This window comes from Phycicoccus jejuensis, assembly GCF_044797865.1.
Classification (GTDB): domain Bacteria; phylum Actinomycetota; class Actinomycetes; order Actinomycetales; family Dermatophilaceae; genus Phycicoccus; species Phycicoccus jejuensis.
In genome coordinates this window covers 3,786,539-3,806,140 of record NZ_CP085209.1, presented here as the reverse complement: position 1 = coordinate 3,806,140, position 19,602 = coordinate 3,786,539, and the positions used below count along the sequence as shown (strand labels likewise).

General features: G+C 75.3%; 12 protein-coding genes. 11 read left to right on the top strand and 1 reads right to left on the bottom strand.

The window, feature by feature from the left end; translation table 11 throughout:
* Positions 1-9 precede the first annotated feature (9 nt).
* Positions 10-1,875, bottom strand: coding sequence for a 2-oxoacid:acceptor oxidoreductase subunit alpha (locus tag LG324_RS18075; protein ID WP_404350186.1), 1,866 nt, complete (start codon positions 1,873-1,875; stop codon positions 10-12).
* Positions 1,876-2,104: 229 nt separating this feature from the next.
* On the opposite strand from LG324_RS18075, the gene LG324_RS18070 reads away from it, so the two are divergent.
* The 11 genes from LG324_RS18070 to LG324_RS18020 all read left to right on the top strand — a co-directional run bounded on the left by LG324_RS18070 (position 2,105) and on the right by LG324_RS18020 (position 19,335).
* Entirely contained in the window at positions 2,105-2,410 is a 306-nt protein-coding gene (locus tag LG324_RS18070; RefSeq protein WP_207022505.1) for a hypothetical protein, read from the top strand.
* A complete protein-coding gene (locus LG324_RS18065; RefSeq protein ID WP_404350183.1) occupies positions 2,407-4,137 on the top strand; it encodes an alpha/beta hydrolase in 1,731 nt (576 codons plus the stop codon). Before LG324_RS18070 ends, LG324_RS18065 begins: the two co-directional genes overlap by 4 nt.
* A gap of 140 nt (positions 4,138-4,277) precedes the next feature.
* On the top strand, positions 4,278-4,724 hold the full coding sequence (locus tag LG324_RS18060; protein ID WP_404350180.1) for an LppA family lipoprotein: 447 nt from the start codon (positions 4,278-4,280) through the stop codon (positions 4,722-4,724).
* Positions 4,725-4,770: 46 nt separating this feature from the next.
* The gene (locus LG324_RS18055; protein WP_207022507.1) at positions 4,771-5,136 is read left to right on the top strand and encodes an NADH-quinone oxidoreductase subunit A; all 366 of its coding nucleotides are present in this window, start codon (positions 4,771-4,773) and stop codon (positions 5,134-5,136) included.
* A gap of 13 nt (positions 5,137-5,149) precedes the next feature.
* The gene (locus LG324_RS18050; RefSeq protein WP_030526734.1) at positions 5,150-5,731 is read left to right on the top strand and encodes an NADH-quinone oxidoreductase subunit B; all 582 of its coding nucleotides are present in this window, start codon (positions 5,150-5,152) and stop codon (positions 5,729-5,731) included.
* Entirely contained in the window at positions 5,728-6,096 is a 369-nt protein-coding gene (locus LG324_RS18045; RefSeq protein ID WP_207022508.1) for a DUF2568 domain-containing protein, read from the top strand. Before LG324_RS18050 ends, LG324_RS18045 begins: the two co-directional genes overlap by 4 nt.
* A 132-nt stretch (positions 6,097-6,228) precedes the next feature.
* Positions 6,229-8,283 carry a PhoX family phosphatase gene (locus LG324_RS18040; RefSeq protein WP_030526736.1) on the top strand — a complete coding sequence of 685 codons (2,055 nt, stop codon included), beginning with the start codon at positions 6,229-6,231 and terminating at the stop codon, positions 8,281-8,283.
* A 207-nt stretch (positions 8,284-8,490) separates the two neighbouring features.
* Complete coding sequence (locus LG324_RS18035) at positions 8,491-14,679, top strand: Ig-like domain-containing protein (RefSeq protein ID WP_404350177.1); 6,189 nt, start codon at positions 8,491-8,493, stop codon at positions 14,677-14,679.
* A 41-nt stretch (positions 14,680-14,720) separates the two neighbouring features.
* Positions 14,721-15,701 carry an AAA family ATPase gene (locus tag LG324_RS18030; RefSeq protein WP_404350175.1) on the top strand — a complete coding sequence of 327 codons (981 nt, stop codon included), beginning with the start codon at positions 14,721-14,723 and terminating at the stop codon, positions 15,699-15,701.
* A gap of 5 nt (positions 15,702-15,706) precedes the next feature.
* A complete protein-coding gene (locus LG324_RS18025; protein WP_404350173.1) occupies positions 15,707-16,906 on the top strand; it encodes a DUF58 domain-containing protein in 1,200 nt (399 codons plus the stop codon).
* Entirely contained in the window at positions 16,903-19,335 is a 2,433-nt protein-coding gene (locus tag LG324_RS18020; RefSeq protein WP_404350171.1) for a transglutaminaseTgpA domain-containing protein, read from the top strand. Before LG324_RS18025 ends, LG324_RS18020 begins: the two co-directional genes overlap by 4 nt.
* The last annotated feature ends 267 nt before the right edge of the window (positions 19,336-19,602 follow it).

The window sequence follows — 19,602 nt, the reverse complement described above, 5'->3', positions numbered from 1 at the left end:
CGACGGTGGTCACAGGATCTCCTCGAGGGTGGTCGAGACGACGTCGGCGAGCTCGACCGTGGTGAACGGCAGCCCCCGCACCGACGTGTACGAGCGGACGTCGACGAGGTACTCGGCGCGCAGGAGCAGCGCGAGCTGGCCGGTGTTCATCTCCGGCACGACGACGCGCTCGTAGCGGCGCAGGACCTCGCCGAGGTTCGCGGGGAAGGGGTTGAGGTGGCGCAGGTGCGCGCGGGCCACGTGGTGGCCGGCGTTGCGGACCGTGCGCGTGGCCGACGCGATCGGCCCGTAGGTCGAGCCCCAGCCGAGCACGAGGACCTTCGCGTCGCCGCTCGGGTCGTCGACCTCGACGTCGGGCACGGTGACACCCGCGACCTTGGCCGCGCGCAACCGGACCATCCGGTCGTGGTTGTCGGGGTCGTAGCTGATGTCGCCCGTGACGTCGGCCTTCTCGATGCCGCCGATGCGGTGCTCGAGGCCCGGCGTGCCCGGGACGGCCCACGGCCGCGCGAGCGTCTCGGGGTCGCGCAGGTACGGGCGGAAGACCGCAGCGCCCTTGTCGTCGACCGCGTTCGGCTCGACGGCGAGGCCGACCGCCATCTCGGGCAGGTCCGACACGGACGGCACCGACCACGGCTCGGAGCCGTTCGCGAGGTAGCCGTCGGACAGGAGGATGACCGGCGTGCGGTACGTCGTCGCGATACGGACCGCGTCCATCGCCGCGTCGAAGCAGTCGGCCGGCGTCTGCGCGGCGACGACGGGCACCGGCGACTCGCCGTTGCGTCCGTACATCACCTGGAGCAGGTCGGCCTGCTCGGTCTTGGTCGGCAGGCCGGTCGAGGGGCCGCCGCGCTGGATGTCGACGACGACCAGCGGCAGCTCGAGCGAGACCGCGAGGCCGATCGTCTCGGACTTCAGGGCGATGCCCGGGCCGGACGTCGTCGTCACGCCGATCGAGCCGCCGTAGGACGCACCGAGCGCGATGCCGATGCCGGCGATCTCGTCCTCGGCCTGGATCGTCGTCACGCCGTGGCGCTTCATCGACGACAGCGCGTGGAGGATGTCGGACGCCGGCGTGATCGGGTACGAGCCGAGCACGAGAGGGCGACCGGCCCGGTGCGCGGCGGCCACGAGACCGAGCGCGAGCGCCGTGTTGCCGGTGACGTTGCGGTAGGTGCCCGGGGCCATCGGCGCGGCCTTGACGACGTACGAGGAGGCGAAGTCCTCGGTCGTCTCGCCGTAGTTCCAGCCGGCACGCAGGGCGGTGAGGTTGGCCTCGAGGATCTCGGGGCGGCCGCCGAACTTCTTCGCGAGGAAGGCCTCGGTGCCGGTGGTCGGCCGCGTGTACATCCACGACAGCAGCCCGAGGGCGAACATGTTCTTCGCCCGCTCCTTCTCCTTGCGGCTCAGGCCCTCGAACGGCGCGAGCGCCTCGACGGTGATCGAGGTGAGCGCCACCGGGTGCACGTGCCACGAGTCGAGGCTGCCGTCCTCGAGCGGGTTGGCGTCGTAGCCGACCTTCGCGAGGTTGCGCTTGGTGAACTCGTCGGTGTTCGCGACGATCGTCGCGCCGCGCGGCACGTCGGCGAGGTTGGCCTTGAGCGCCGCCGGGTTCATCGCGACGAGGACGTCGGGGGCGTCGCCCGGCGTGAGGACGTCGTGGTCGGCGAAGTGCAGCTGGAAGCTCGAGACGCCGGGCAGCGTGCCCTGGGGCGCGCGGATCTCGGCCGGGAAGTTCGGCAGCGTCGACAGGTCGTTGCCGAGCGCCGCGGTCTCGGAGGTGAAGCGGTCGCCGGTCAGCTGCATCCCGTCGCCGGAGTCCCCGGCGAACCGGATGACGACGCGGTCGAGGGTCTGGACGGTCTTGCTGGTCACGGTGGTCCCTGGGGTGTCGGGAGTGCTCTCGTGGGGCCCAACCCGCTGGTGGGCGCACCGTGTTCCATCGTACGTCGCAGGTGAGGGCACCCTTCCTCGCATCCACGTATCGGCCACCCGCCCGTCCACGGGTCGTCGCGACCGCTCCGGCGGGGAGTGCTCCCCCTTGTACGGTCGGGGGACAGCCGGGAGGGTGGACGCAGAGAGGTCCACCGCACGAGGGGGAGGCATGGGGTACGAGGTCCAGATCGAGGACCTGCGCAGCTCGGCGCAGGCGGCCCGCGACGCGCTCGACGTCGTCGAGGACACCAAGGCGCCGGACGACCTGCGCGGCATCGCCGCCGCGATCCCCGGCGCGAGCGCCGCCTCGCTCGTCGAGACCGTCGCCACCGGCTGGGAGGCCGACGTGCGCTCCTGGGTCCGCGGCGCCCGCCGCTACGCCGAGGGCCTGGAGTCCGCGGCGACGCAGTACGAGAGCGACGACGCCGCCGCCCGCGCCGCGTTCACGCCCGCCGGCCCCAACCAGCCGCGATGAGCCTCACCTGGGGCCAGGTGAAGCAGTGGAGGGCCGCGCCCTTCACGACGGCCGAGGAGGCGCTGACGACCAGCCGGCGCACCCTGACCGACCGCGCCGACGACCTGCGCACGATGGCCGGCCCGGCCCGCTGGACCGGCTCGGCCGCCTCGACCGCGAGCACCCGGCTGCGCCGCGTCACCGACGACCTCGAGATCCTCGTCGCCGAGGTGAGCGCCGCCCGCCGGGCCGTCATCGAGGCCGGTGACGCCGTGACCGGTGTCGAGCACGCCGTCGACGCCGCGGTCGAGTACGCGAGCGCCCACGGCCTGACGATCTCGGCCGACGGCACGGTGAGCGACGAGGCCGGCCTCCAGATGTGCTACGCCACCGAGCACGACGAGCAGGTCGCCCGCCAGGAGCGCCAGGTGCTCGTCGACGAGTGCGTCGCCCGCGTCGAGCAGGCGCTGCGGAAGGCGAACGACGTCGACGTCGACCTCGTCGCCGTGCTCACCTCCGTCCGCGACGGGACGATCGCCGACGGCTCGGACCTCTCGCTCGACGAGGCCGCCCGTGACGGGGACGCCGCCCGCCACCTCTCGCTCCTCGGCCCGCCGAGCGGAGGCACCCCCGCCGACAACACCGGATGGTGGGAGTCGCTCTCGCCGGAGGAGCAGCAGCGTGTCCTCGACGAGCACCCGGACTGGGTCGGCAACCTCGACGGCATCCCGATGGGCGTGCGCGACGAGGCCAACCGGACCCGCCTGGAGGAGACCGCCACCGAGCTGCGCGACCGGCAGCAGGACATCGAGGACGAGCTCGCCGCGATGGACCCCGACCCCTACGACCCCGAGTACCTCGCGCTGCTCGCCGAGGCGCAGACCATCCGGGAGCAGCTGGGCGCCATCGGGACGCTCGAGGAGACGCTCGACAAGCCCGACACCCACCTGCTCGTGTTCGACCTGACCCCGGGGCAGCGCCCGCAGGCCGCGGTCTCCATCGGCGACGTCGACACCGCCGACCACGTCGGGGTCTTCACCCCCGGCCTGACGAGCACGGTCGAGGGGATGGGCGGCTACGTCAACGACATGGCCGACCTGCGCGACGCGACCCTGGACCAGCTCGCCCGCAACGGCGACTTCGACAGCACGGTCGCCACGGTCGTGTGGCTGGACTACCAGGCGCCACAGTGGGGCTCGACGTTCTCCGGCGACTCGGTCGCGCTCTCCGGCGCGGCCGAGGACGGGGGTGCCTCGCTCGCCGACTTCTACCGGGGGATCAACTCCTCGCGCGCGACCGACCCCGACCTCACCGCGCTGGGCCACTCCTACGGGTCGACGACGACCGGGTACGGCCTCCAGCACGAGGGCACGGGGGTGGACCGGGCGGTGTTCTTCGGCTCGCCCGGCCTCGGCACGAGCGACGTCGACGACCTCGACATCCCGAGCGGCAGCGCCTACTACGCCGAGGCGAAGTGGGACGGGGTCGGGGACCTCGGCCGGTTCGGCATCGACCCCTCGGCGATGGACGGCATCAACCACCTCGAGACCAGTGACGCGACGGTCGACGGGCAGGACTACGCGGGGGTGAGCGGCCACTCCAGCTACCTCGAGCAGCACTCGACGAGCCAGTACAACATGGCGACCGTCGTCTCCGGCCACCCGCAGGACGCCGTGGAGGGCAACAACACCGGCATCACCGACGACCCCCGCGCCTGGGACTGGTGGCCCTCGTGGCTCGGGGGGTGACGGCCCGCCGCCTAGGCTGGCCGACCATGGGCGGTCACCGGGGCGGGCGCGGTGCGTGGCGTCGGGGCGCGACGGTGCTGGCCGCCGTGGCGCTCGCGGCCACGGCGGGATGTTCTTCGACGACGAGCACGGGAGGCAGCATGGACCCCAGGGAGCAGCTGGCGCAGCGGCCCACCTTCGAGGAGGCGGAGAAGGGGTACCTCGCGCTCCTCGTGGAGCTGCGCGACACGATCGACGCCCAGGCCCCGGGGCTGGAGTGGCAGGCCGACGCGCCGTCGCAGCGCAGCCGGAGCGTCTGCTCGGCCCCCTTCGACTCCGTCGAGGGCGCCGAGAACGCCAACTACTCGATCGGCCGAGGCGCCAAGGGCGTCGTCCCCGACGAGCGGTGGCAGGCGACGGTCGACGCGATGCTCGTGCCGCTGCGCGAGCAGGGCTTCAGCGAGGTGACCGTCCTCCAGGACGAGCCGGGGGCGCACCAGGTCTCCGCCGGCGACCCCGCCACGGGCGCGCGGGTCGAGTTCGGCACCAAGGCCGGGACCGTCCTCACGCTCTACGGCGCCTGCTTCCTGCCCGCGCAGGGCTCCTGACCGCGGCCGGGACCGGCGTCGGCGCACCCGGCTAGGCTGGCGCGTCATGGAGGGCTACCTCGCCGTCGCGGCGGTCGTCCTCGCGGGCGTGCTCCTCGTGGCCGCCGCGATGGTCGTCCGTCGCCTCGTCGCGCCCCGCGCCGCCGACGCCGCCGGCCGCGCGACCTACGAGTCGGGCGTCGACCCGGTCGGCACCGGCTGGGCGCAGTCGCAGGTGCGCTACCTGTCCTTCGCGTTCCTCTACGTCGTCTTCGCCGTCGACGCCGTCTACCTCTTCCCGTGGGCGCTCGTCCTGCGCGACGCCGACCTCGGGGTCGCCTCGCTCGTCGAGGTCGTCGTCTTCGTCGGCGTCCTGCTCCTCGGGCTCGTCCACGCCGGCCGGCGCGGCCTGCTCCGCTGGGACCTGCGATGACGGAGGAGCGCCGATGAGCGTCGACCTGCCGATGCCCCGCGTCGGGCCGCTCGCCGAGCACGCACCCAAGCCGGTGCGGATGGTCCTCAACTGGGGCCGCCGCTACAGCCTCTGGGTCTTCAACTTCGGGCTCGCCTGCTGCGCCATCGAGTTCATCGCCACGTCGATGGGCCGGCACGACTTCATCCGGCTCGGGGTCATCCCGTTCGCGCCCGGTCCGCGGCAGGCCGACCTCATGGTCGTCTCCGGCACCGTCACCGACAAGATGGCGCCGGCCATCCGCCGCCTCTACGACCAGATGCCCGAGCCCAAGTACGTCATCTCGTTCGGGGCGTGCAGCAACTCCGGTGGGCCGTACTGGGACTCGTACTCGGTGACCAAGGGCGTCGACCAGCTCGTGCCCGTCGACGTCTACGTGCCGGGGTGCCCGCCGCGGCCCGAGGCGCTGCTCCAGGGGATCATCACGCTGCAGCAGAAGATCGCCGCCGAGCGGGTCAGCGGCGCCGCCATCGCCGAGCGCCGGCGGGGCCGGTTCGCCGGCCACCGCGCGGCCACGGCCGCCGACGTCACCCGCGGGCTGGTCGCGCGCCCGTGAGCACGCCCGTCCTCGCGCTGCTGGCGCTCGTCGCCTTCGTCACCGAGCTCGCGCTCTTCGGCGGGGTCGGGGCGCTTGCCCACCACGCGGTCGGCGGGGGAGCGGCCGGCTGGGCCGCGGCCGTCGTCGCCACGCTGCTGGTGCTCGTCCTCTGGGGCCTGTTCATGGCGCCGAAGGCCCGCCTGCGCCTCGCCCCCGGTCCCCGCACCGCGGCCGCGGTCGTGCTCGTCTACGGCGTCGCGTTCGGGCTGCTCGCCGCGGGGTGGACCGGGTGGGCGTGGTTCGTCGGCGTCGCCGGGCTCGTCGTCGTCGCGGCGCAGACGGTGCTCCACCGCCCCGCGGAGCCCGGCGCCCCCGCGTCCTGACCGACGCCTGACCCGGGCGTCACCCGCGCCTCCCGCAATGGTCACCCGCTGTTCCCCCGGAGGTCGGCGGCAGGGTCCCCTCGCGCACCTAGCGTCCTGCGCGGACACCCACGCCGAGCCCCGGGAGACCCCATGACCATCGCCCCCGAGAACCGCCGGATGCTCTCGCTCGTGCCCCACGCACGCGGCAAGCGCAGCGCGGTCACCTGCGAGCTGAAGTGCGGCAACGCCTGCGCGCACCCCGCCCCGAACACGAGCGAGAACGGCTACTTCCGCGACATCGCGAGCGCGGCGTTCAGCCGCCGCCGCATGCTCGGCGGCGTCGGGGGCGGCGCGCTCGCGGTCGCCCTCTCGCCGGCCGGGCAGGCCGTCGCCGGCGGCCGCGGCAGCGCCCACCACGGTGCGGGCCTGCGCTTCACGCCCATCGCGCCGGTGCCGGCCGACGTCGACGACCTGACGGTCCCGAAGGGCTGGACCTGGACGCCGGTGATCCGCTGGGGCGACCCGCTCTTCCGGCACACCCCGGAGTTCGACCCGGAGCACCAGACCGAGGCGGCGCAGCGGCAGCAGGTCGGCTACAACTGCGACTACCTCGACATCATCGAGCGCAAGGGCAGCGGGGGACGGCGCGCCGTCGCGGTCCTCAACCACGAGTACACGAACGAGAACATCATGTTCCCGCCGACCGACGACGAGCAGACCCTCGCCGAGCAGAAGCGGGTCGCGATGGCCGCGCACGGCCTGACCGTCGTCGAGCTGCGCCGCTCGGGCCGGGGCCGCCCCTGGAGCATGGTGCGCGGCGCCCGCCTCAACCGGCGCATCCACCTGCAGACCGAGTTCGCCGTCGACGGGCCCGCCGCCGGCCACCCGCTCCTGCGCACCCAGGACGACCCGCTGGGCCGCCGCATCCTCGGGACGCAGAACAACTGCTCCGGCGGCACGACCCCGTGGGGCACCGTGCTGTCGGGCGAGGAGAACTTCAACCAGTACTTCGTCGCGAACGACACCCCCGAGAACAAGCGCTACGGCATCCCGACGACCGCCGGCGGCCGCGCCTGGTGGACCGTCGACCCGCGGTTCGACGCCCGGCAGCCGGGCTACGAGAACGAGGTCCACCGCTTCGGCTGGGTCGTCGAGATCGACCCCGAGGACCCCGACTCCACCCCGGTCAAGCACACCGCGATGGGCCGCTTCAAGCACGAGAGCGCGAACATCCGCGTCGCCCCCGACGGCCGGGTCGTCGCCTACTCCGGCGACGACGAGCGCTTCGACTACCTCTACAAGTTCGTCTCGTCGAAGACGATGGTCAAGGGCTCCTCCCGGGCGGCGCGGGAGGCCAACAAGCGCCTGCTCTCCTCCGGCGACCTCTACGTCGCCAGGCTCACCGGCGACAGCCCGGCCGGGCAGATCGACGGCTCCGGCGACCTGCCCGCCGACGAGGCCTTCGACGGCAGCGGCCGGTGGATCCCGCTCGTCGAGGGCGGCCGCTCGAAGGTGGCCGGAATGAGCGTCGCCGAGGTCCTCGTCTTCACCCGCCTGGCCGCCGACCGCGTCGGCGCCACGAAGATGGACCGGCCCGAGGACGTCCAGCCCAACCCGGTGACCGGCAGGGTCTACGCGGCGCTGACGAACAACACCAACCGCGGTGTCGGCTCCAACCCGGGCGTCGACGAGGCCAACCCCCGCGTCACCAACCGCGAGGGCCACGTCCTCGAGCTGACCGAGCACCGCAACGACCCGACCTCGACCCGCTTCGCGTGGACGCTCCTGCTCGTCTGCGGTGACCCGAGCTCGGCCGGGACCTACTTCGGCGGCTACGACGGCCCCGTCTCGCCGATCTCCTGCCCCGACAACGTGGCGTTCGACTCCACCGGCGCCCTGTGGATCTCGACCGACGGCCAGCCGGGCACGCTCGGGCTCAACGACGCCCTGCACCGCGTCACCCTCTCCGGGCGGCAGCGCGGCAAGGTCGAGCAGTTCCTCGCCGTGCCGCGCGAGGCCGAGACCTGCGGCCCGGTCGTCCACGACCGCGACGGGTCGGTCTTCGTGGCCGTCCAGCACCCGGGGGAGGAGGGGTCCTGGGCCGACCAGCACTCCTACTTCCCCGACTACGTCGCGCCCGGGACCCTCTCGCGCGGCCGCTGGGGCGGGCCCCGGCCGAGCGTCGTGCAGGTGCACCGCGCCTGACCCCACGCCCCCGACGGGCCGGAGACGCCGCACGGCGTCCCCGGCCCGTCGCCGTCGGTCCGGCGGCGCGGCCGGGCCCACGTTCGTCACCCGGCGAAACGCCGGGGCGGCTTTGTCCCAACCGGCACACCTGACCCAACGGGATGGCCCACAATGACTGCGGGCACGGAGGTCGGTCCGTGCCCGAGGCCGATGGACCGAGGGTTCATGAGCGAGGTGCGAAGCTCGTCGCGGCGTGACCAGCGGTCCCGCCGCGGGTTCCGGCGACCCCGCACGGGCACGGTCGTCGCGACCGTCGTCGCGCTCGTCCTCGGCGGCTACGGCTGGGCCGCGACGCAGGGCGAGGGGTACACGACCGACCACCCCGAGGCCAACGACGGCACCCTCTGGGTGACCAACGACCGCTCCGGCCTCTTCGGGCGGCTCAACGGCCCGGCCGCCCGCCTCGACGCCGCCTTCCCGCCCGCGGGCGACGAGCCGAGCCAGAGCTACGCGCTCGACGTCGTCCAGTCCGGCAGCTCGGTCCTCACCCGCGACCGGCAGACCGGCCGGGTCGCGGCGGTCGACGTCCGCACCGGCGCCCTCGTCACCGACCGCGCGGTCTCGCTCCCGAACCGGACGCTGCTCGCCGTCGGCGGGAGCACCACCGCCACCGTCGACACCGAGACCGGCAGCGTCCACGTCGCGCACTCCACGAACCCCACCCTCGCGGCGGTCGACGGCCTCGACGGCCGCGCCGCCGACGACGTCCCCATCGCCCAGGACGCCACGACCGAGTTCCCGGCCGACGTGGCGGTGGGCGCCGACGGCACGGCCTACGCCGCCGGGTCCGGGGGACGGCTGACGACCCTGCGCCCGACCGCGGACGGCGGCTTCCGGCCGGTCCGCAGCTCGCTCGGCGGCCCGCTCCAGGAGACGCAGATCGTCCTCACCCCCGGTGGGCCGGTCGTCCTCGACACCGTCACCGGGGTCCTCGTGCGGCCCGGCGGCGCCCGGGTCGTCCTCAGCGGCGAGTCGGTGGCCGGCGGCGTGCCGCAGGAGGTCACGACGACGGGTGAGGTGCTCGTGAGCACCCCGCGCGCCCTCCTCGCGGTCGACCTGGCCGGCGGGGTCACCCGGTCGCTCACACCGGGCGGCCCCGGCCCCGGCACGGCGCCCGTCGTGCTCGACGGCTGCGCGTACGCCGCCTGGTCGGGCACGCCCGGCCGCGCCGTCCGGGTCTGCAGCGGCTCCGCCCCCGAGACGGTGACCCTCACCGACGCCGGCACGCTCAGCTCCCCCCGCCTGCGGGTCAACCACCGCACCGTCGCGCTCAACGACACCTCGACCGGTGCCGTCTGGGACGCCGACACCGGCAAGCGGCTCGACGACTGGGCGGCCGTCGCACCCCCGTCCTCGCAGGCGCCCCGGGACGACACCGACCCGTCGTCGGTCGTCGACCGCACCGCCAAGCCGCCGCAGGCGCGCGACGACGAGGTCGGGGCCCGGCCCAACCGCACGAGCGTCCTGCACGTCCTCGACAACGACGCGAACCCCAGCGGCAGCGTCCTGTCCATCACCCGGGTCTCCGGGATGCCGGAGCGCGACGGCGCGCTCGACATCTCGCCCGACGGGCAGACCGTCCAGCTGACCCTCCCGCCGGCGGCGCGCTCCACCGGCTTCGACTACGTCATCGACGACGGCCGGGGCAACCGCTCCACGGCGCGCGTCACCGTGACCGTCCGCGCGCCGGACGAGAACGGGGCCCCCGTCCTGCGGAGCAACTACGTGCCGACCGTGACGTCGGTGACCAACCGCGGCTCGGTCACGATCCCCGTCGCCGGCGACTGGCGCGACCCCGACTCCGACCCCGTCGCGGTCACCGGCGCCAGCGACGGCGACCGCTCCGTCGGCGTCACCCCCGACGGCCGGCTGCGCTACACCGCGACCGGCGAGACCGGCCCGCGCACGCTCGAGTACACGGTGACCGACGGCACGGCCGAGAGCACCGGGCGGCTGAGCCTCGACGTCCTCGCCCCCGACGCGGACCATACGACCCCGGCCACGGCGCTGCCGGACGTCGGGCGCGGCGAGGTCGACAAGCCGATCGTCCTGCGCCCGCTCGAGAACGACATCCCCGGCACCGACCCCACCGATCCCTCGGCCCGCCTCCAGCTCGCGGGCAACGTCACCGGCCCCGACGGCACGACGGTCGCGACGAGCATCGAGGCCGGCACGGTGACCGTCACGGCGGGCGCCCCCGGCACCTACCTCCTCGCGTACACGGTGCGCTACGGCTCGGCGAACCCCGCGCGCGGCGCGATGCGCGTCGACGTGCGCGCCGCCTCCGCGCGCACCGGGGACATCACCGCGATGCTCGACCAGGCCGTCGTCCACGGCCAGACCGCGACGGTCACCGACGTCCTCGCCAACGACGTCGACCCCTCGGGCGGCCTCCTCACGGTGCAGAGCGCCGAGGCCGACAGCTCGGACGCCGTGCAGGTCGCGGTGCTGCGGGGCCGGTGGCTGCGCATCGTCCCGAACCGCCCGGAGCTGCGGCCCAACCCGATCCTCGTCCGGTACACGGTGACCAACGGCGCCGGCAAGACGGCCGTCGGCTCGGTGTCGGTCCTCCAGCTGCCCGCGCCGAAGGACGACGCCCCCGTCGCCGTCGACGACACCGCCACGGTCCGCTCCGGCGACCAGGTCTCGATCCCCGTCCTCGACAACGACCTCGACCCCGGCGGCACGACCCTCCGGCTCGCCCCGCAGGTCGAGGGGGCCGCGCGCAGCGGCATGCTGCCGGTGGGCGGCGCCGACGGCGGACCGACCGACGAGCCGACCGGCGCGGCGTACGTCGCCGGCTCGGTCGTGCGCTACCAGGCACCCGTGGTCACCGAGCAGCGCACCGTGACCATCACCTACGTCCCCGAGAACGCCGCCGGGTCGCGGGCGTCCGGCACGGTCCGCGTCACGGTCACCCCGCCGCCGGACGCGCAACGCCCCAACCGCGCCCCGACCCCGGCGACGCTCGAGGGCCGGGTCGTCGCGGGCGACACCATCACGGTGTCGATCGCGGGCTCTGGCGCCGACCCGGACGGCGACTCGACGACCCTCGTCGGGCTGGCGTCCGCGCCGCGCCTCGGCCGCGTCCTCGCGGTGACGCCGTCGTCCATCACCTACCAGGCGTACCCGACGAGCGGCGGCACCGACGACATCACCTACCTGCTCGGCGACCGGTACACCAAGGTCGGCACGGGCACGATCCGCATCGCCGTCTCGCCCCCCGGCGACCCCCAGCCGAGCGTCGCGGTCGACGACGAGGTGACGGTCGCCCCGGGCCGGCGCGTGTCGGTCGACGTGCTGGCCAACGACATCCAGCCGATCGGCGAGCGCGCCACCGTCGAGCCGCTCCAGAACCTCGACGTCGTCGAGCGGGCGGGCGCACGGCTCGACGCCGCGTCGGGCCGGATCTCGGTCGTGGGCCCGCCGGCCGCGACGCCCCTGCGCATCCCCTACTCGATCACCGGCGCGAGCGGCGAGTCCTCCACCGCGACGCTGACCGTCCGCGGCCGCGCGGGCGTCAACCTGCCGCCGGAGCCGCGCAACGCGCTCGCGCGCCCCGCGGCCGGCGCCCAGACCGTCGAGGTCGACCTCCTGGCCGGTGCCGTCGACCCCGACGACCCCACCGGTGCGCTGCAGGTGAGCCGGGTCTTCAACGCGCCGGAGGCCACCGTCGTCGACGGCCGGGCGACGCTCGTGGTCAAGCCGGTGCCGCAGGTGCTGTCCTTCGAGGTCCTCGACGCGGGCGGGGCCGCCGCGCTCGGGCTCGTCCACATCCCCGCGGGCGGCTCCAGCGTCCCGAGCGTCAAGCCGGACGCGCTCGTCCGGGTCGACCGGGGTGGCTCCACCGTGGTCAACCTCGCCGACGTCGTCGACGTCCCGGCCGGGCGACCCCTGACGCTGACGACCGAGGACCGGCTCGCCGCCTCGCCCGCCGGCGCGCTGCGCGTGCGCTCCGAGGGGCCCTCGCAGCTGCGGGTCACCGCGCTGCGGGACTACGTCGGGCCGGCCGCCGTCGCCTTCGAGGTGACGACCTCCTCCACCCCCGGCGGGGGCGCGGGGCGCCGGGCCTTCCTCACCGTGCCGGTGCAGGTCGGCCCGGAGACCCCGGTCCTGCGCTGCCCACCGACCGCGGTCGACGTCGTCGTCGGCGGCACGTCGCGGCCCCTCGGCATCCGGCAGCTGTGCCACGTCTGGACCGCCCGGCCCGAGACCGCGGAGACGCTGCGCTACTCCGGCTCCTTCGAGTCGCCGGTCCCCGGGCTGTCGGTCCTCAGCCGGGGCGGGACGACGCTGTCGGTCTCGGCCTCCTCGGCGGCCGTCCCGGGCACGACCGCCCGGCTCCTCGTCACCGTCGACGGCACCGAGGCGGCCCCCGCGGTGCTCACCGTGCGCGTCGCCCCGGCGCAGCCGCCGACGATGCTGCCCGTGGCCGTCAGCGGCGTGCGCGCCGGCACGACGCAGGTCGTGTCCCTCGACGGCTACCTGCGCTCGCCGCTCGTCGACCCCCGCTACGACGTGCTCGGCGTGACCCAGCTGTCCGGGGTGGCGTCGACGGCGCGGCGCGACGGCTCCCGCGCGGTCGCGGTGACCCCGGGAGCCGGGGCCAAGGGCCGGCTGACCTTCCGGGTCACCTTCACCGACGTCGACGCGAGCAACCGCGCCGACCGCCAGGGCACCGGCATCCTCACCGTCGACGTCCTCGGCGCGCCGGACGCCCCGGGGGCCCCGGTGCAGACCGGGCCCACCCTCAGCCGCTCGGCCCGGCTCGCGTGGACGCCGCCACGCGACAACGGGCTGCCCGTCGAGTACTACCAGGTCGACTGGGACGGGGGCTCGCAGCGGTGCGCCGCCTCGCCGTGCGTCGTGACCGGGCTGGCCAACGCCACCCCGACCCGCTTCACGGTCAAGGCGCACAACGCCGTCGGGTTCGGGCCCTCGTCCGCTCCGTCGGCGGCGGTCACCGCGGACGAGGTGCCGGGCGCGCCGCAGGCGCCGCGCGTCACCGACCCGCGCGACCGCGCGGTCACCGTGGCCTGGGACGCGGCGCCGAGCGGCGGCTCGGCCGTCACCGGCTACCTCGTGACGTGGCCGGGCGGCCGGGCCGAGACGTCCTCGACCTCCGTCACCGCCGCCGGGCTCGACAACTCGCTGCGCACCCCGTTCACGGTCAAGGCCCGCAACGAGGCCGGCTTCGGGCCGGCGGTCGTCGTCGAGGGCCAGTCCGCGGGGACGCCGGCCGTCCCCGACGCCCCGACGGTCGACGCCTCCGAGGTGGGTGGCGGTGCCCGCCAGGTCGTCGTCGTCTCGTGGACGGGGGTCGCGCCCAACGGCCCGGGCGACACCACCTACACCGTCACCCGCAGCGGTCCCGGCGGCACCGTCGCCATCTGCTCCGGCACCCCCGCGACGCGGTGCGAGGCCGACGCGGTCGACAACGACGGCTCGACCTACGACTACCGGGTCCAGGCGGCCAACGACGTCAACCGGTCGGCCTTCAGCGCGGCCACGTCGCGCCGGGCCGTCGGCACCCCGGGCGACTTCACCGGCGTGGCGGCCGCCGCCACGGGCACCGACCGCCAGGTCGAGCTGAGCTTCACCTCGCCGCCCGCGCGCGACGACGGCGTCACCATCACGTGCCGCGTCGGCGGGACGTCCTGCGGCCAGTGGTCGGCGCCGCGCAACCCCACCGACTTCGACGAGACCGTGACAGTGCCCGACAACGGCAGCGACTACACCTTCGTCCTCACCGCCACGAACTCCGCCGGCCTCACCTCGAGCGCGCGGACCACCTCCGACGTCGTCTACGGCCCGCTCGGCGCCGTCGGCGTGAGCATCGAGTCGACGGTCGGGGCGTACGTCACCTACGTCGTCTCGGTCGACGCCAACGGCCGGGCCGCCGACGTCTCCGTCAGCGTCCAGGGCGGGGTCGAGGGCACCTCGTCCCCGGACCCGGACCGCACCGGCAGCGGGACGTGGACGCAGCGCTACCGGACCAAGGTCGGCTACGGGCGGGACGTGACGATCGAGGCCACCGCCACCCGTCGCGGCGACTCCCGCAGCAGCTCGACGACCGCGTCGACGGGCCTCGGCACGCTGACCGGGAGCTCCGAGGGCGAGGTCCTCACCCTCACGGCGCGCAACCTCACGGCGAGCGCGACGATGCAGTGCACCATCACCCCCGAGGGCGGCGAGCCCGTCGGCGCCACCTTCGCGACCGACGCATCGGGCGACTTCGGGCCCGACGCGCCGAGCACCGACCTCGTCCCCGAGCCCGGGACGCGGTACACCATCTCGTGCGACGACGGACGAGATCCCGCCACCCCCGTCGAGGACACCTGGACCGCCCGATGAGCCCCTTCCGCCAGCCCACCACCAGCACCGACGAGGACGCGATGAGCACCGAGCCCCTGGCCCACGCCGACGAGATCGCCTGGTTCGGCGAGACGTTCACGACGGTCGTCGGCGCCGTCGGGGAGGCGCTCGTCGGCAAGGAGCGCGTCGTCCAGCTGGCCGTCACCTGCCTCGCGGCCGGGGGGCACCTGCTCGTCGAGGACGTGCCCGGCACCGGCAAGACCAGCCTCGCCCGGGCCCTCGCCGGCTCGGTGCGCGGCACGCACCAGCGCATCCAGTTCACCCCCGACCTCCTGCCGAGCGACGTCACCGGCGCGTCCATCTACGACCCCCGCGCGCAGGTCTTCGAGTTCCGGCGCGGCCCGGTGTTCGCCAACGTCGTCCTCGCCGACGAGATCAACCGCGCCTCGCCGAAGACCCAGTCGGCGCTGCTCGAGGTGATGGAAGAGGGCCGGGTCACGGTCGACGGCACGACCCACGACGTGCCGAGCCCGTTCATGGTCATCGCGACCCAGAACCCGATCGAGCAGGCCGGCACCTACCCGCTGCCCGAGGCCCAGCTCGACCGCTTCCTCATGAAGACCGCGATCGGCTACCCGGACGCCGAGGCCACCATCGGCGTCCTGTCCGGGCTCGCCGTCCGCGACCGCGCCGCCGGCGTCACCCCCGTCATCGACGGCGCGCAGGTGCTGCGCATGCGGCAGGTCGCGCGCTCGGTGCACGTCTCGCCCCCGCTGCTCGAGTTCGTCCAGGCGCTCGCGGAGCGCTCGCGCGACCACCGCCACCTGCGCCTCGGTCTCTCGGTGCGCGGGATGCTCGGCTACGTGCACGCCGCGAAGGCCTGGGCCGCCGGGCAGGGGCGCAACTACGTCGTCCCGGACGACCTCAAGGAGCTCGCGGTGCCGGTCATGCAGCACCGGATGCTCCTCGACGCCGACGCGCAGTTCGAGGGCGTCACCGTCCCCGACGTCGTCGACGAGCTCTTCGACATCGTCCCCCTGCCACCGGTCGCGGGGCGCTGACGCCCGTGTCCTCGCCGCGCCACCTCCTCGCGCTCCTCCGGGAGCGGTCCGTCGTGACCCGCACCGGCTGGGGCGCGCTGGTCGTCGGCGTGCTCGTCGGGCTGGTCGGGTGGACCTTCGCGTGGGAGGAGGCGCGCATCATCGGCCTCGCGCTCGTCGTCCTGCTCGGGGTGGCGGTGCTCATGGCGCTCGGGGGGTCGCGGGTCGACCTCGACCTCCAGCTGCACCCGGTGCGGGTCTCGCCGGGCGGGGTGGCCGACGGGTCGCTGCTCGTGAGCAACCCGCGCAGCCGGCGCGTCGCGCCCGCCGACCTCGAGGTGCCGGTCGGGTCGCGCGTGGAGGCCTTCCGGATGCCGTCGCTCGGCCCCGGCGTCCGCATCGACTTCCCCTTCCCGGTCCGCACGACCCGCCGCGGCGTCGTGCTCGTCGGACCCGTGACGACCGTGCTCGGCGACCCGTTCGGCCTGGCCCGTCGCACGCTCAACGCGTCGCGGACCGTCGAGCTGTTCGTCCACCCGCGGACGGTCAACCTCCCCTCCCTCGACGCCGGCCTCATCCGCGACCTCGAGGGTCGTCCCACCCAGGACCCGTCGCTGTCGGACCTCGACTTCCACACGCTGCGCGGCTACCTCCCCGGCGACGACCGCCGGCACATCCACTGGCAGTCCTCGGCGCGGATGTCGGCGGCCTCCGGCACCACCTCGCTGATGATGAAGGGCTACACCGACACCCGCCGCTCGCACCTCGGGGTCGTCCTCGACGCGCGGCTCGACGGCTACGGCGACGACGACACCTTCGAGATCGGCGTGACCGCCGCGGCCTCGGTCGCGGTGCGGGCCCTGCGCGACGAGATGGACGTCACCGTCGTCGCGGGCGGCCACGCCGTCGACCGCGTCGGCGTCGCCCGGACGCTCGACGGTTTCGCGCGGGTCGAGCCGGACCGCACCGACCTCCCGGCGCTCGCGACCCGGCTCGTCGGCCTCGCCCCCGGCACGAGCATCACCGTCGTCGTCACCGGCGCGGCCACGTCGCTGGCCGAGGCGCAGCGCGCCGCGACCCACCTCGGGCCGCACGTGCGCGTCGTCGTCCTGCGCGTCGCGCCGGGGGAGCGCAGCACGACCTCCACCGTCGCCGGCCTCACCTTCCTCACGATGGGCTCGCTCGACGACCTGACGCGGCTGGTCCGGGTGGTGGGTGGCCGATGAGCCTCCTGTCGGCGCCGTCGCGCGCCCGCGACCGTGGCCCGGCCCCGGCCCGCTTCCTCGGTCCGGACCCGGCGTCGCCGGGCCCGACCCGGCGCTCGCGCCGCCGCCAGCCGCACCCGCTCGACGTCGTCGTCGACGTCGCGGCGGTGCTCGTCCTCGTCGCCGCCGCGCTCAGCGGGTTCGTGGGGACCTACCTCGGCTGGTCCTGGGTGCTCCCGTCCGCGGTCGGGCTCGTCGCGGGTGTGCTCCTCGCCCTGCTCGTGGGCCGGGCGCGCGCGCCGTGGTGGACGCTCGCGCCGGCCCTCGTCGCGGCGGCCGCGCTGCTCGGTCCGCCCCTCGTCCTGCGCGGCACCGCGGCCGGGCCGCTGCCGACCCCCACCGCCTGGGGCGAGCTCGCCGGCACCGCGGTCGACGGCTGGATGCGGATGCTCACCACGCTGCCGCCGGTCGACGGCGCCGGCCCGCTCGGGCTGCTGCCGTTCCTCCTGGCCCTGGTCGCCGGCGGAGCGACGACGATGCTCGCCCGCCGCACCGGCGCACCCCACCTGCCGCTGGTCGTCCCGGCGGCGCTCGCCGCCGGCGTCGCCGCGCTGGGCGTCACGGAGCCGGGCGGGATGGTCGCGCGAGCCGTCGTGCTCTTCGTCGTCGCCCTCACCTGGGGAGCCGACCGCGCCCGCCGGGCCGTCGTGGTCCACAGCGCGCACAGCCTCGAGCGGACCGCGACCGGGGCCCTGCTGCTCGCGATCGTCGGGGTCATCGTCATCGGGGCGGTGCCGTGGGTCGGGGCGCCCGACCGGCAGGTGCTGCGCTCGTACGTGGCCCCGCCCTTCTCCGCGACCGACCGGCCGAGCCCGCTCGCGGCCTTCCGGGCCTTCCGACCGAGCAACGCGGACCTCGCCGACAAGGTCCTCTTCACCGTCCGCGGGCTGCCGACCGGCACCCTGCTGCGGCTCGCGACCGTCGACACCTACTCCGGCACCGTGTGGGCCGCCGGGGACGGCCGCGCGGGCACGAGCCCGGAGTCCGGCACCTTCCTGCGGGTCGGCGCCGAGATCCCCCGGGCGGCCGGTGGCACACCGGTCGAGGCGACGGTGACGGTCGGCGCAGACTGGGCGAAGCGCAAGGACCTGCGGATCTGGGTGCCCACGGTCGGCGGCGAGACGGGCCTGGCGTTCACCGGCCCGCGCGGCCGCGACCTCGACGACGCCCTGCGCGTCAACCTCGACACCGGCGCCGCCGTCCTCCCCGAGGGGCTGGACGCCGGTGACACCTACGCGCTGCGGGCCCGGGTCGGGGCGCCCGACGCGACGCCGCCAGCGACCCCGCCCGTCGACCCGCCCCTCCTGCAGCCGGTGGCCCAGCTCGTCGCCGCGAGCGTCGAGGCGGGCGACACCCCGATGGACCGGCTGCGTGCCGTGGGGACGCGCCTGCGCGACACCGGGGCCTACAGCGACGGCGGCGAGGGCCAGACGACCGTCCTGCCCGGCCACTCGCTCGGTCGGCTCTCGGCCTTCGTCGCCGACCGCCAGCCGGCCGGTGACGACGAGCAGTACGCGGCCACCGTCGCGCTCGCCGCTGCGTACCTCGGGATGCCGGCCCGCGTCGTCCTCGGCGCCGTCCCCGGCGAGGGCGGGGTCGTCCTCGGCAGCGACGTCCGCGCGTGGGTCGAGGTCCACGACGGCACGCGCTGGCAGCTCATCTCCCCCGAGGACTTCGTGCCGCCGCGCGACCGGGCGCCCGACCCCCGCACCGTGCTCGACCAGGAGCCGAACCGGGCCTCGGCCGTGCCCCCGCCCACCGCGCAGCGGCCGCCGAGCAGCGAGGACGGCTTCACCCTCGACGAGGGCGCGAGCGGCCGCAGCCGCTCGACGACGCCCGAGGTCGGCTTCAGCCTGCCGGTCTGGGCCGTCGCCGCACTGGCGGTCGCGGCGGTGCCGGCGCTCGGCATCCCGCTGTGGACGGGCCTGCTCGTGCTGCTCAAGGGGGTCCGGCGCGGATGGCGCCGTCGCCGCGGCACCCCGGCCGCCCGCACCGGTGCCGCGTGGACCGACGTCGTCGATGCGCTGCGCGACGCCGGGTACGCGGTCTCCGGGCGCGACACCCGGCGCGAGGTCGCGCGCTCGGTGGGGGGCGCCTCCCTCCTCGACACCGCCCGGACGGTGGACGACGCGCTCTACGGTCCCGGCGGGGCCGACGCCGCGGGCGCCGACCGCGCCTGGGCCCTCGCGCGCCGGGCCCGCCACGAGCTCGCCGAGGGGCGCACCCTCCGCGAGCGCTGGCGGCGTGCGGTCTCGCTCACCTCGCTGACGCCCGACCGGGGCCGCGGCCGGGTGCGCACACCGTCGGGCATCCACCGCGAGGGCGTCCGCCCGCCGCGGTCGGAGCCGACCCCGTCCCCCGTCGACACCCCGGAGCACGCCTCCGTCTGAGCGTCCGCGAGGCCGGTTCGAGGTGAATGGGGGCCCCCTCGTGGTCGGGTTTCACCTCGAACCGGTGGCCTGGGGGCTGGGTCGAGGTGAAAGGGGACCGTCCGTTGGTCGGGTTTCACCTCGATCGCGGTGGATGGGGTCGGCGGCGGCGGCGCAGGCGCGTGGTTCGAGGTATCTCACCCCCGTCTGACGGCGGCGGAATACCTCGAACCGGGGGATGGAGGCCGGGTCGAGGTGAAAGAGGACCGTCTCGTGGCCGGGTTTCAC